The following is a 14258-nucleotide window of genomic DNA, read 5'->3' on the forward strand; positions in this document are numbered from 1 at the left end:
ACCAAAATATTACAAATGAATAGGTATAAAAAAGATAATCTCTCTAAAACGGAGAAAGTTAAAGCTAATAAGGAAATTTTATCATTACCTATGTATCCAGACTTAATCAAGAAGATCGAGCTTATATTGCGGGAAGTATGGCAAAATTTTATTAAAATGGGTGGTATTTATGAAGCTATTAACAATTGCAGGAACTCGTCCCCAATTGGTGAAGGTTGCTGCTGTATCCAGAGAATTAAGAAAGTATTTTACAGAAGTGTTGGTAAATACAGGACAACATTATGATTATAATATGGCAGGTATCTTTTTTGATCAACTTCAGATACCAAAACCAGAATATAATTTAGGTGTTGGCTCAATGTCTCATGGTAGGCAAACCGGTAATATGGTGATTAGGATTGAAGAAGTGATTGAAAAAGAGAAGCCCGATGCTATTGTTGTTTATGGGGATACTAATTCTACTTTAGCCGGAGCGCTTGTAGCTTGTAAGTTACATATTCCTATCATGCATATTGAGGCAGGGCTTAGAAGTTACAATAAGAAAATGCCAGAAGAAATAAATCGTGTTATGACAGACCATGTATCTGAACTATTATTTGCTCCAACGAATCTTGCTGTTGAAAATCTAAAAGTGGAAAACATTACAAAAGGAGTTCATCAAATAGGTGATGTAATGTATGACGCTGTTTTATATAACATGGACATAGCCGAAGAAAATCATTCATTGAGTGATTTTCAATTGTCATCCAAAGAATACATTTTAGGTACAATTCATCGCGCTGAAAATACGGATGATGTGGAACGAATGACTGCTATTATAAATGCGTTTTTATCACTTGATTATAAAGTATTCTTACCTTTACATCCTAGGACAAAAAATAAGTTAAATGAATATAGTTTGTTAGCTAAGCTAGAATGTGCATCAAATATAATTTTATCTGAACCTGTATCCTACTTAGAAATGCTTTTGTTAGAGAAACATGCTTCTGCAATAGTAACTGACTCTGGAGGGGTACAGAAAGAAGCTTATTTTGCGAAAGTCCCTTGTTTTACATTACGAGATGAAACAGAGTGGTTAGAGACTGTAAAAATTGGGTGGAATCAATTAGTAAATCCACTAAATGATAATCTAGTAGATTTAATTAATTCCTTTGAGAAAAAGAACTATGAAGAAAACCTTTATGGCGATGGAAAAGCAAGCGAAAAGATAGTTCAAATTATAAAAAACTATTTTCAGGAATGAGCTAGGAGGATAAGAATGAATAGCCCTCAAATAGGAAAAAACGTAATTATTGAAGAAGGCGTAATCTTTGGCGAAAATGTTGTGGTAGGTCATAATGTTATTATTTATGCGGGAACTGTAATAGGTGACAATGTAATCATACAAGATAATGCAGTGATTGGAAAACAGCCAACCAGGGCAAAAGCCTCAATTCTACCCGAAACTAATCAACTGCCCGCAGCTCAAATTGGATCTGAAGTTACTATAGGAACTTCTTCAGTAATTTATGCTAATTGTCATATTAAAGATAATGTATTTATTGCTGATATTGCAACTGTAAGAGAGCGTGTAAGTATAGGTGAATATACAATTATTGGGCGAGGAGTCGCAATTGAAAATGATTGTAATGTAGGTAAAAGGTGTAAATTAGAAACGAACTGTTATATTACTGCTTATTCAGAACTTGGCGATTATGTGTTCGTCGCACCTTGTGCGGTAACCACTAATGATAATTACATGGGAAGAAGCAAGGAACGATTTAGCAAATTTAAAGGTGTTACTATTAAAACAGGGGGAAGAGTTGGAGCAAACGCAACAATCTTACCTGGAAAAATTATTGAAGAAGATGGTACTGTTGGAGCTGCAAGTGTTGTAACTAGAAATGTAGAAATTGAAGAACTTGTTTTAGGTTCACCTGCGAAGAAATTTAAAGATGTTGATGACAATCAGTTGCTGCGCAATCAAGAAAGGTAGATTTATGTGAATATATGGATATATAATCATTATGCAGTAGGTCCGAATTCTAATGGTATTACAAGACATTTTGATCTAGCTAAGTATTTAGTTAAAAAAGGACATAATGTAACAATTTTTGCTTCCTCTTTTAATCATCAGGCATTAGAAGAGGAGCATTTAAAGGACTCCCCAGAAAAATACATTGAAAAAGAGTATGAGGGGGTTAAGTTTGTTTGGTTAAAGACTTTTCCTTATAGGAAAAATAATTGGCGCAGGGTCATAAATATGCTCAATTATACGCTAAAAGCATATTTATTTGGTAACAAGAGTAAGGGTAATCCTGATATAGTTATAGGATCACTTGCTCATCCACTTGCCGCTTATGTTGGTTACTTAATAGCGAAAAGAAAAAAAGCTTTATTTTATTTTGAGGAAAGAGACCTATGGCCACAATCATTAATTGATTTAGGAAAGATGTCCCCTAAAAACCCAGCAATCATTGTCCTAAGTTGGTTAGAAAAATATTTGTATAAAAGATCACAACGTATTATTTTACTCTTTGATAAAGCAATAAATTATGTTGAAAGTAAAGGAATTAATAAAAGCAAAGTAGTGTATTTACCAAATGGAGTAGACTTTACTAGATTCGATAAATTTACTGAACTGCCGAAATTTATATCTAAAGAACTTAGTGATATAGAAGATAAAATAATTGTTGCATATACTGGAACATTAGGTTTAGCAAATAATATTGATACAGTTTTGGACGCAGCAAAATTGATTATGAACGCTAACCCACAAGTCCATTTCATTTTCGTTGGCGGCGGTCCTCAGAAACAACACTTAATAAAACGAAAAGAAAATGAAAGAATAGATAATGTTTCATTTTTTGATCCACAGCCTAAAGAATATATACCAACTATTTTAAAAAAGTCAACTATTGGCCTTCTACCATTAAAAGAGTCTCCAGTATTTAAATGGGGAATTAGCCCAAATAAACTTTACGATTATATGGCTGCATCCTTACCTGTATTATTAATGTGTGATTTAGATGATACTCCAGTAGAAAAATATCGAGCGGGTGAAGTATTTAAAAAGGAATTTACTCGGAACTTAGTTAACTTTTTAGGCGATGTTAATTTAAAAGATTTATATCTAATGGGAGGGAACGGACATAAATATGTTCATGAAAACCATGATTGGGAAGTATTAGCTAGTAATCTAGAGCAAATCATGTTGGAGGATACAAGAAAGTTAGTTAAATAATTACAACGTATTTATTATTAAATTATGTTTAAGGGTGTTTTAAATGGACATTGAAAAATTGTTAATAGTTGAATTAGACTATTTGAATAGGTATAAAAAAAAATCAATTACTATTAGTACAACGGCTAAACATGCATTAGACTTTCGTATACTTCCTAGACGAATGGTTTCTAGTATGGCTATGTCTTGCTTTATGATTAGTAGTGAAGAATATTTAAAGAAGACTCTTTCTTTTTTTGATGGGAAAGTGGATTTTATATACATAGATGTAGAACAAAAACAAAATATTAACTTATTTAAAATAACTAGAGCTATTGTTAAAGAGTCACTAATAGTAAATGTTAAACCAAATGATACTACACTAGAATCGTGTGACTTATTAATTCGCAACTATTATAAAGATGACTTGGTTAATAAAAAAGTAGTAGTAATAGGGACAGGTAACCTAGCAAGTAAAATTGCACTTAGGCTTGCAGAGAGGCAAGCGCATGTATATATCAAAGGAAGAAAGTTTGAAAAAGAACAAGTGATAATTAATAGTCTAAATCTCATTCTACCAAAGTATAATTATCCGATACAATCGTTTACTCAAATACAGAAACATGAAAATGTTGATGTAATTGTATCATTTTTATCAGGACAATTTAAAGAAGAGGAATCCTTGCTATCACATATTGGTGAATATACTCTTATAATTGATGGCGGAATAAATAACTTTACCAGTGATTTCATACAAAAGTTGTTAGATAAAAATATTAACATCACTAGACTTGATACAAGAATAGCACTGCCATATCAAATGCTATCCAGTCATGATTATACTCTAAGCTTTTTTAAAAAAGTATTTGGTACAGCCGAAATTCAAGGTGTTAAAGTAGCTTCTGGAGGTTATATTGGCTCCGAAGGCACGGTTATTGTCGATAATATAAAACAACCAAATCAAGTGATTGGTATTGCAGATGGTAGGGGAGGAATCAAATCAAGTGAGCAGCTCAGTGAAACGGACAGAACTAGAATACAGAAAATCCAACAAACCTTTACAAAGCATTGTTAAAAGAATTTTTGATATAATTCTTAGTTTTATTGCATTGCTAATCCTCACACCAATATTTCTCGCTTTATCGATTCTAATCATAAAGGAAGATGGTCGACCAGTATTTTTTAGACAAAAAAGAAGCGGACTAGATGATAAAGTATTTGAAATGTATAAGTTTCGCTCAATGAAAAATAAACAAGTCCCTATTCCATCTAATTCTCACAATGAATATAACTGGAAAAGTGGCGTACCAGATGATTTTGTGTTTAAAACAAGTTCGGAGAGCAATCCGAATATCACAAAAATAGGTGTTTATATAAGAAAGTATAGTCTGGACGAATTACCACAGTTTTATAATGTTTTAAAAGGTGATATGAGTATAATAGGTCCACGGCCAGAAATTATTGCAATATCTCGTTGTTATAATAAACATCAAAAAAGAAGATTAGAGGTTAAACCAGGTATTACAGGTTGGGCTCAGGTAAATGGTAGAAGTGAAATGGACCATGGAAAGAAAATCGAATATGATTTGTATTACGTAGATAATTTCAGCTTATGGATGGATTTAAAAGTGTTTTTTATAACGATTGTACAGGTCATTAGAGGTAAAGGTTCAGTTTAACTTTATTAAAGTTTAATATAATATAGCTATTAAACAAAAACTTAATAAAATACTTTAATTACCTCTAAATTTCAGATTGATCTAGAATAATAATATGATGAAGTATGTATAGGCAATTTTTGTATAAATAATAAGAATAAAGTTTTCCAAAGTTCTAAGGTAAAATATTTAAAGGAAATAGTTAAATTTAATTTAAAAGCATGGAGGATGTCTAATATGCAATTTAGAGATTTAAAAACGCAATATACTACATATAAAGATGAAATTGACTTAGCGGTTCAAGAAGTAATGAATAATGCCAGCTTTATTGGTGGTTCAATAGTGAAAGAGCTTGAGGAAGAACTAGCAGCTTATGTAGGTGTCAAACATTGTATTTCTTGTGGAAATGGTACAGACGCTTTATCCTTAGTGTTGATGGCTTGGGATGTAAAAGAAGGCGATGCTGTATTCGTGCCCGATTTTACTTTCTTTTCAACTGGCGAAGTGGTTTCCTTAAATGGAGCAACACCTGTATTTGTTGATGTAGATGAAATCACTTTTAATATTGATACGAATAAACTTGACAAAGCTATCCAAAAAACGATTGAAGAAGGAAAGTTATCTCCCAAAGTAGTTATTCCTGTAGATCTTTTTGGTTTACCCGCTAACTACCAAGAAATTGAAAAAGTAGCTAAAAAGTATAATCTATTAGTTCTTGAAGACGGGGCTCAAGGATTTGGAGGAAATATTGATGGTAAAATGGCATGTAGCTTTGGAGACGCTGCTACAACCTCTTTCTTTCCAGCTAAGCCACTAGGATGCTTTGGTGATGGTGGAGCCATTTTTACGAACGATGATGAATTAGCAGCATTATTAAACTCTTTAAAAATTCATGGAAAAGGCGAAAATAAATATGATAATGTTAGAATTGGAGTAAATTCAAGACTTGATACAATACAAGCAGCAATATTGAAGATTAAGCTCAGAGCCTTTACAGAACATGAGTTAGATGATGTTAATCGGGTATATGAATTGTATAACAATAAACTAGCGGATTATATAGTAAAGCCAGTGATTCCAAATGGTTATTATTCTAGCTTCGCACAGTATACGATACAGTTAGAATCTAAAGAGCAACGTGATAGTTTGCAAAGCTATTTAAAAGAACAAGGAATTCCAAGTATGGTATACTATGTAAAACCAATGCATAAACAAGAAGCATTTTCTAATTTGAGTTTTAACGAGAGTGATTTTGAGGTTACCAATAAATTGTGTGATACTGTTCTTTCCTTGCCAATGCATCCTTACTTAAAGGAAAAAGAGATTGAAGAGGTATCTAAGGTCGTGAATGATTTCTTGAAATGAGTTTTATTTGGTTTTTAAACTTATTAAATTAATGAAATATAAGTGCAAGTTTGTATGAAGAATGCAAACTTTGCACTTATTTAATTTAATATATTAATATAAATGATATTCAAGTTTTAACGAATATTAATCTTATTGATACGATATAGTAAGTGACCTTAATGGTTTAAAGAAATCGCGGTACGTTTTTGGGATGCGTCAGAAGAAGAACTTGCGATTTATATTAGGTATTTTGATATTGAAGGTTTTTATTTTGGTTATCCTATAGGTAAGTATTAGAATTTATATGTAATAAGAAATTTATTGATGTACATAATTAGATTCTTTATAAATTTAAACCAATGTTTATTAAAGAATTTTGTACGAGTTATCAAAAAGGTTTCAGATAATAATCCAGTAAATCGTAAAACTTTTCAAATGCTAACTAGACATAAGGAGATGGAGTTTTTTATGAAAATAACCGTAGCAGGAACCGGCTACGTCGGCCTATCCAACGCAGTACTTCTAGCACAACACAACGAAGTAACTGCACTAGATATCATCCAAGAAAAAGTCGACATGATCGACAATAAGAAATCCCCAATTGTAGACGAAGAGATTCAAACATTTTTAGAAACAAAAGAACTAAATTTAACAGCTACTACAGATTCAACAGCTGCATTTAAAGATGCAGAATATATTATCATTTCAACTCCTACAAACTATGACCCAGAGAAGAATTACTTTGATACAAGCTCGGTTGAGTCAGTTATCGAAACGGTTATTAGTGTTAATCCGGATGCTGTTATGATTATCAAATCAACAATTCCAGTAGGATATACACAGTCGGTACGTGAGAAATTTAACACTGACAGCATCATTTTCTCTCCAGAGTTTTTAAGGGAAGGTAGAGCACTATATGATAATTTGTATCCATCTCGAATTATTGTTGGAGAACAATCGGAACGTGCGAAGAAATTTGCTGATTTATTGGCTGAAGGTGCAATTAAGGAAGATATCCCTGTATTATTCACGGATTCTACCGAAGCAGAAGCGATTAAATTATTTGCGAATACCTATTTAGCAATGCGTGTTTCATTCTTTAATGAGCTTGATACATATGCAGAGGTAAAAGGTTTAGATGGCAAGCAAATCATCGAAGGAATTGGACTAGATCCACGAATTGGTGATCACTATAACAATCCATCCTTTGGCTATGGTGGATACTGCTTACCAAAAGATACGAAGCAGCTGCTTGCGAACTTTGACGATGTACCAAACAATATCATTCAGGCAATTGTTGATGCTAATGATACGAGAAAAGATCATATTGCTGACATGATTACAAAACAAAATCCAAAGGTTGTTGGTATTTACCGTCTAACAATGAAGACAGGTTCTGATAACTTTAGGCAGTCGGCAATTCAAGGCATTATTAATCGAATTAAGGATCAAGGAGTAGAAGTGGTTATCTATGAACCAGTACTTGATGCTGAAGAGTTTGATAACTCTCGTGTGATTAAAGACTTTGTTGCATTTAAACAGGAATCAGATGTAATTGTGGCTAACCGTTTGTCTGATGAGTTGAAAGATGTGAAAGAGAAGGTTTATACAAGAGATGTTTTTAGTAGGGATTAAGTTTTTTTCCAGTACTGAAGGTAACTTTCTTTGATTATGTTGAAAATAGATAAAGGGGTTTGTTGAAGAGAGAGTACAAGTTAGTGCCTCTCGTCTTCAAACCATCTTATTTTGGATTTCTATTATTTGCAGATAGATTCGTATCAAATAATAGAGTTGCAAAACAAATAATGGACTGTGGAAAAATTAATACATACTATATTCTACATATCATAAAGATATGTAGAATTATTTGGAGTTTATATAGTTCTAATTACCTTTTTTTATAAATATTTATAAATAAAAGGTATTAAATAATGGTGATAAATATCTAATTGATAAGTAGAAAGATGCATTATAATAAACATGTTTATTTTTATTAAATTTATTAGGGAGAGAACAATAATTGAAATTTAATTGGAAGAGTAAAAAGTTGTGGGTTCTTGTAATTATCATATTAATCCTATTTTTTATTAGTACTACAAGCATAGCAAAACAGAAGGATACAGAAATTGCTGCGAAGGACGCGCAATTAAGTGAATTAAAAACGAAACTAGAAGAAAATGAGAAAACAATTGATGAGATGGACTCTAAAATAGTTACATTAGAAGAAAAAGTGGCAGAAGCTGAGCCATGGTTCGACATGTCGGAGAAAGAACAGCAAAGAAAAATAGAAGAAGAAAAGGCGAAAGAGGAAGCAGAAAAAGCGGCTGCTGAAGCGGAAGCAAAGAAAAAGGAAGAAGAGGAAGCGAAGAAAAAAGCTGAAGCTGAGAAAAAGGCTGAAGAAGAAGCTAAAAAGGGATATGAAACAGGAATCACTTATGATCAATTAGCTAGAACACCAGATGATTATATCGGTGAAAAAATTAAATTCTCTGGTAAAGTGATACAGGTTATTGAAGGTGATGATTCAACTCAAATTCGATTTGCAGTGAATGATAATTATGATACTGTTCTATACGGTGAATTTGACTCAAGTATTTTGGAATCTAGAATTTTAGAAGATGACCACATTACGATCATGGGACTATCAGGTGGTTTATTATCTTACGAATCTACAATGGGTGGAAATATCACCATTCCAAGTATACTTATTGAGAAAGTGGAACAGTAAAATAAAATTAAAAAATATAGGGGAATGACAAAATGCTGTCATTTCCTTTTTTTATATTATGAATATGAAGGTAGGTGCAAACAATTCAAGTATGGGATGTTGTATATTTATTGGCATCAAGTAAAAAAATGGAGATTTATAAAAGTTTAGAGTTATCACCTCAAATTTACAAACAAAGAAGTTAACTTTACAGAAGAATTGAGGTTACATTAGGTTATTTTGCACTATAAGTAAATATAAAAAGCCCAATTTCTTACCATAAAAATTGGGCTTTTACCGTTACTTCTGAAAATCACATTTGCCTACAAACCAGTGATGCTTTATTTCGAGGCGACCTTTAAAAGCGTATTGTAGATCATATCTGTGCCTTCATCTAGTGATTTGATGGAAATCCTTTCATCGTTACCGTGCATTCGTTCTAAGGTGTCATTGTTGAGTGGGTAGGGATAAATCCCATATACCGGAACGCCTCTGTTTCGCCAAGCTGCTCCATCAGTTCCTGCTTCGAACAAAGCCGGTGAGACCTCAGCATCTGGCCATTGCTCCTTGCTGCTTGATGCAAGTGCCTCATACAGTTCGGTTTCGGTGGAGGAAGGTTTTTCTTCTGCCTTTTCCTTATAATATTCTTCAGCTTCTTCTAGTGTCATATCTCCTCCAAGCTCAACTTTGACATTTGGATCATCAATAACCCTTTCTATCTCCTCTATAACTTCAAATACTGATGAGCCTGGCACAATACGGGAATTAATCGTTGCTTCCGCTTTACCAGGTATGACATTTTCCTTTACACCAGCTTCTACAATAGTCGTGGATATCGTATTCCTCATTAATGCGTTCCAGAGAAGTGGATAATCACCAAGTTTCACTACTTCTTCGGCGGCTTTCTTGACTTCACTAGAATCTCCACTATTTACAAGTGTTTTTAAATGGCTGGCAAGAGGTTCTTTAGCGGTCTTGGAGAGTGTTGTAAAGTATTCCTCTGTAACTGGATTAAGTGTTGGTTCCGTATCATAATCCGCTAGCTTTGCCAAAGCTTTGGTCAAATCTGAGATTGCACTTTCCGGCATCGGTCTTGAAGAATGTGTCGGTTTTCCCGTTGCTTTCAATTTAATCGTTGCGTAGAGTTTATCCTGGACTGTAATGTTGACTTGCTGTGTCTTGCCTTCTTCATCCTGAAAAATCCAGCCTCCTTCATTTAAAGCAAATTCTGCGTTAATCTTATCCCAATGGTTTTGGGCTAGCCATTCTGTACCATAATCCCCAGCTTCCTCGTCCGCTTCTGCAAGTAATATAACATCCCGTTTTAATGGCACCTCATTCTTTGCTAACATTAAAACTGCATTGGCAAACACTGCCTGCCCACCCTTATAGTCCATAGCGCCTCGGCCCATTACGTATCCATCCTTAATAACTCCCGAAAATGGGTCCGCTGTCCAGCTTTCCTTTTCAGCGGGAACGACATCGGAATGGGCTGCAAGTAGCACAGGCTCTTCACTGCCATCTCCCTTAATTCGTGCGATAAAATGTGCCTGGCCTTCTGGAGTTTTAATAATTTCCGTTTCTGCTCCAGCTTCATCAAATAGCTCTTTTAAATATTCCGCCTGTCCAATTGTTTGTCCACCTGGATTAGTTGAATCAAAACGAAGCAATTCCTGAAGAAGCTTTGCTGTTTGGCTGTCAGTTGACTCTGATTTGATATCTGCTTTCTTTTGTTGATTGTCACTTTCTTTACTTTCCTTTTGGTTTGTACTTGTATTTTCACTTGTTGTTTGGTCTGAGGCTTCACTAGAACCATTGTTTGAGCTACAAGCTACGTTAGTTATCAGACATAAAAATACTAGTACAGATATAATAATGATCCGCTTCACTTTGCATCCCCCTTTTAATTTTTGGATATTAGGCTATTAAGAATCTGAATTAATGAAATTATATTATTAATTTGAAAATTTTACCATATACCAAACGAACGAAGTCGGAGTAACTATTAATGGCGGAATTTTCATACTAAATCCGGGATTGACATATTAGTAGATTTTAATAAACCTTGTTTGCTGCATTCTGCACTTTGACTTTACATCAGTTATCAACTTTTTATTGAAATTCATCTTGACTCTATCAGTATTCCAATTGCCTTCTCCTGGCTCAATTTACCCCAAAACAACAAAACATCCCCCCATATTACAAATTAATTTATTTTTTTCAAATTTTTCACCCCCTAAACGCTATTTCTTTCGATTGTATAGGTAGGATGGATTACAATGAAATTAGGGGTGAGTAATTTGAACTATTTAAGGGAGATAAACGCATTTTATGATCGTCTGGAAACCAATCCGTTATCAGGAGGAGCGGTATCACTTTGGCATGCATTAATGCAAGTGAATAATCGTGCAAGATGGAAAAAGAAATTCACGGTTGCAGTGGTTGTATTGTGTTACAAATCCGGACTGAGTGAAAGCAGCTTTAAACGTGCTCGAAAAGAACTCTATGAAAAAGGTTATATTCATTATGAAAAGCAACTAGGAAATAAAGCAGCGATGTATGAAATGATTTCCCTGGATTTCAATTCAGAGGAAGAAGGCCACTATCAGCCATCTAAAGAAGTGGAAGAAGCACCAACGCTGTCACAAGGGACAGATAAATCAAGTCACAGCTTGAAGCTTCATCCAGACAACGAGGTAAACCATAATATGGACCACAAGCTGAATGGCAAACAGAGCCGCAATGCAAGTGCATTAATTAAGCAAAATCATACATATACAACAGAAGACGATAGCCTGTTGTCCAAGGAAACAGATAGCTTGAAGCTTAACCCGAACTACAATGTGAACCGCAATCTGGACGGCAACCTGAACCACAATGCGGACGCATTAATTAAACAAAATAATACAAAACAAAACAATACCTATACAGCAGCAGAAAACAGGAAGCTGGAAGCAGTGTATGAATTATATGAGCAGAATTTCGGGAAGCTAAACAGCTATATGAAAAATGAACTTACAAAGCAAATACGTGATCTAGGTGAAGATCTTGTTTTGCATGCCATGAAAAAAACGTTAGATCGCGGGAAAACAAACTGGAACTATGCCAAAGCCATCCTAACCGATTGGAAGAGCAAAGGTTTTTTAAGCGTTGATCAAATCGATTTAAAGGAGGTGAAATTCAAAAAAAAGCAGAATCAGCGTTCGCGGCAATCATCAAACCATATGTATCCACAAGTTGGACCTGTTCCTGATTGGTTTTATAAGCATAAGCGGGAGCAACAGGAAAAACAAGAATCAGATTTGAAAAAGCAAAGCAATAAGGACCCGCAACAACTGATGGCAGATATTAATCGCAGGCTGCAGGCATATGCTGATTGAGGAGGGGTAATTTTTTTAAGTTTAATTATCAGTTTTTTTACGTTAATTTAATAATTAGACTCTCACAGTCTACTTGATCTCTATCACACTACTGGAATAACAGACTAATTTGGACGAAATTATTTTTAATCCTAGGAGGAAGAGAATAATGGAGAAGATCAAATTCAGTTTTGAAGAAATAGTTAAACAGAATGAGAACAGGATCTATTTTTACTTGCAGAAGCTTGGCATCAGGGATCATCATAACGAATTTTATATGGAAGGATTGTATGCTATGTGGATAGCTTACAAGAAATATCAACCAGATAAAGGACCGTTATCCACTTACTTTAATTACCATATTCGCAATCACCTCATAGACACACTTCGAAAGAAAACAAGACAACAGGAAACCCTTGAAAAAGTCACCAACGAAAAATACATAACAGAATATCATGGCAATCGTCATGGCGATTCTAAAATGCCAATTGTCGATGCATCCGGCATTGAACTGGAAGATCAGGAATACTGGAAAGAAATAGCTTCTTGCTTATCGGCAAAACAGCGAAAATGGCTACATTACCATATTATACTGGACATGCCTTTAAAAGAAATCGCCGAGATAGAGAATACAAGTGTTGAAGCAGTTAAAAGCTGGGGGAAAGAGGCTAGGAGGAAGCTGAGGAGCAGGGTTGATGTGGAGGGGTGGGGTTAATTGCTCACTAATCTGCTCCATTGGATAAAAGAAAGCATGATCTTGCCAATACGTCATTGACTGAAATGTAAAAGATACGCTTCGTGCATATTGCGTTGAATATGGATACCACCCACTTACAAGATTACGTGATATACCATTTAAAGCACCCTGAAAATTAAATTTCCTATTTTCGCATATTACAAATCCATTTTTAACGGATTAAATAGTGAACTTGACTAATAATCTACTATAGATTATCTTTTACATATCGGTTAAAAGAAAGCTGTAATAGCAATGGAAACAGTAGTATCTAGTATTCGTTTGCAAGAGATAGAAGTATAGCTTGAGCAGATTGAAGTGCAGGCAATCCCTGATATTGAAGGGTCAATGTTGTAAAAGATACAGGAGAGAAGCTGGATGGACTTAAAAAAGATGTGGGAGAAATATGCAGTTGAGACAGAAATAAATTTTTCCGTCATTTCTGATTATATAGGTGAATATGGAACAGAGTTCGTTTTTAAACCAAATTCAATGATCATTTCCAGAGGGGATTTTCCCGATAATGTCTATTTTATTAAAGAAGGAATAGCTGTTGGTTTAAGGAATTATGAGGATGGAAGGGATTATAGCTATTTTCAAGTTGATAAAACAAATGGAAATATCGGGTTGCTGGAGGTGCTTTCTAGGAAGGAACAATACATTGCAACAATAACATGCTTAACAGAGGTAACTGCAGTTAGAATAGATTCAGCATTCGTTTACGAACTGATTATGTCTAATTTATCTCTTTTAAGAAGATGTTCTGTATTACTAGCTGAAGACTTATATAGCAGGTCAGGAAATGATGGTATTCTTTATCATTATAAAGGTATTGACCGTATTAGATATTATTTAATTCAGTATTATGAAAAAAACAAGGGACAAACAGATATCGTTTCTATAACTGATTATTATAAGGATATTGCCAGCCAAGTAGGGCTAAGTGTTCGTACGGTTGGCAGAAGCATAAAACAATTGAAAAAAATGAATGAGATATCGAGTATTGATCGGAAGTTAAGCCTGTCTGAACAGCAATATATGAAAATGAAACAGAGTAGTATCTATGGATTACTTGAGAATGTCAGAAGGTAAAGAGTAAATTTTAATAGATTATATAAAACGTGTAAAAGAAGTTGTGCGAAAAGGAAATCCGAACGAAAAAAAATCCTATTAGAAGGATTTGATAATCGTTCGGATTTTTTATATCCACTTTTCGTTTTGAAATAGCTTGTGAGAGGACATCTGTCCT

The 14258-nt window shown here is 34.1% G+C and carries 12 protein-coding genes; 11 read left to right on the forward strand and 1 reads right to left on the reverse strand.

The window, feature by feature from the left end; genetic code table 11:
- The first annotated feature begins 169 nt into the window (after window positions 1-169).
- The 8 genes from wecB (at window position 170) to NSQ77_RS14775 (ending at window position 8935) form a co-directional block, all read left to right on the forward strand.
- Window positions 170-1243, forward strand: a complete 1074-nt coding sequence (gene wecB / locus NSQ77_RS14740) for a UDP-N-acetylglucosamine 2-epimerase (non-hydrolyzing) (RefSeq protein WP_339226796.1) — start codon at window positions 170-172, stop codon at window positions 1241-1243.
- A 15-nt stretch (window positions 1244-1258) separates the two neighbouring features.
- On the forward strand, window positions 1259-1975 hold the full coding sequence (locus tag NSQ77_RS14745; RefSeq protein ID WP_339226797.1) for an acyltransferase: 717 nt from the start codon (window positions 1259-1261) through the stop codon (window positions 1973-1975).
- A gap of 6 nt (window positions 1976-1981) precedes the next feature.
- The gene (locus tag NSQ77_RS14750) at window positions 1982-3223 is read left to right on the forward strand and encodes a glycosyltransferase family 4 protein (RefSeq protein ID WP_339226798.1); all 1242 of its coding nucleotides are present in this window, start codon (window positions 1982-1984) and stop codon (window positions 3221-3223) included.
- Window positions 3224-3266: 43 nt separating this feature from the next.
- The gene (locus tag NSQ77_RS14755; RefSeq protein WP_339226799.1) at window positions 3267-4277 is read left to right on the forward strand and encodes a hypothetical protein; all 1011 of its coding nucleotides are present in this window, start codon (window positions 3267-3269) and stop codon (window positions 4275-4277) included.
- A complete protein-coding gene (locus tag NSQ77_RS14760; protein WP_339226800.1) occupies window positions 4207-4881 on the forward strand; it encodes a sugar transferase in 675 nt (224 codons plus the stop codon). Before NSQ77_RS14755 ends, NSQ77_RS14760 begins: the two co-directional genes overlap by 71 nt.
- Window positions 4882-5097: 216 nt before the next feature.
- Window positions 5098-6225 (forward strand): DegT/DnrJ/EryC1/StrS family aminotransferase, encoded by a 1128-nt coding sequence (locus NSQ77_RS14765; RefSeq protein WP_339226801.1) that lies wholly within the window; start codon window positions 5098-5100, stop codon window positions 6223-6225.
- Between the two features lie 450 nt (window positions 6226-6675).
- Window positions 6676-7842 carry a nucleotide sugar dehydrogenase gene (locus NSQ77_RS14770; protein WP_339226802.1) on the forward strand — a complete coding sequence of 389 codons (1167 nt, stop codon included), beginning with the start codon at window positions 6676-6678 and terminating at the stop codon, window positions 7840-7842.
- 385 nt (window positions 7843-8227) lie between these two features.
- Window positions 8228-8935, forward strand: coding sequence for a toxin regulator (locus NSQ77_RS14775; RefSeq protein WP_339226803.1), 708 nt, complete (start codon window positions 8228-8230; stop codon window positions 8933-8935).
- A gap of 320 nt (window positions 8936-9255) precedes the next feature.
- On the opposite strand, the gene NSQ77_RS14780 is transcribed toward NSQ77_RS14775, so the two are convergent.
- Entirely contained in the window at window positions 9256-10803 is a 1548-nt protein-coding gene (locus tag NSQ77_RS14780; protein ID WP_339226804.1) for a M20/M25/M40 family metallo-hydrolase, read from the reverse strand.
- 390 nt (window positions 10804-11193) lie between these two features.
- On the opposite strand from NSQ77_RS14780, the gene NSQ77_RS14785 reads away from it, so the two are divergent.
- The 3 genes from NSQ77_RS14785 to NSQ77_RS14795 all read left to right on the forward strand — a co-directional run bounded on the left by NSQ77_RS14785 (window position 11194) and on the right by NSQ77_RS14795 (window position 14101).
- Window positions 11194-12294, forward strand: coding sequence for a DnaD domain protein (locus NSQ77_RS14785; protein WP_339226805.1), 1101 nt, complete (start codon window positions 11194-11196; stop codon window positions 12292-12294).
- 148 nt (window positions 12295-12442) lie between these two features.
- Entirely contained in the window at window positions 12443-12988 is a 546-nt protein-coding gene (locus NSQ77_RS14790; RefSeq protein ID WP_339226806.1) for a sigma-70 family RNA polymerase sigma factor, read from the forward strand.
- Window positions 12989-13387: 399 nt separating this feature from the next.
- Window positions 13388-14101, forward strand: a complete 714-nt coding sequence (locus NSQ77_RS14795; protein ID WP_339226807.1) for a Crp/Fnr family transcriptional regulator — start codon at window positions 13388-13390, stop codon at window positions 14099-14101.
- Window positions 14102-14258: the final 157 nt, after the last annotated feature.

The organism is Oceanobacillus sp. FSL K6-2867 (assembly GCF_037963145.1).
GTDB lineage: Bacteria > Bacillota > Bacilli > Bacillales > Amphibacillaceae > Oceanobacillus.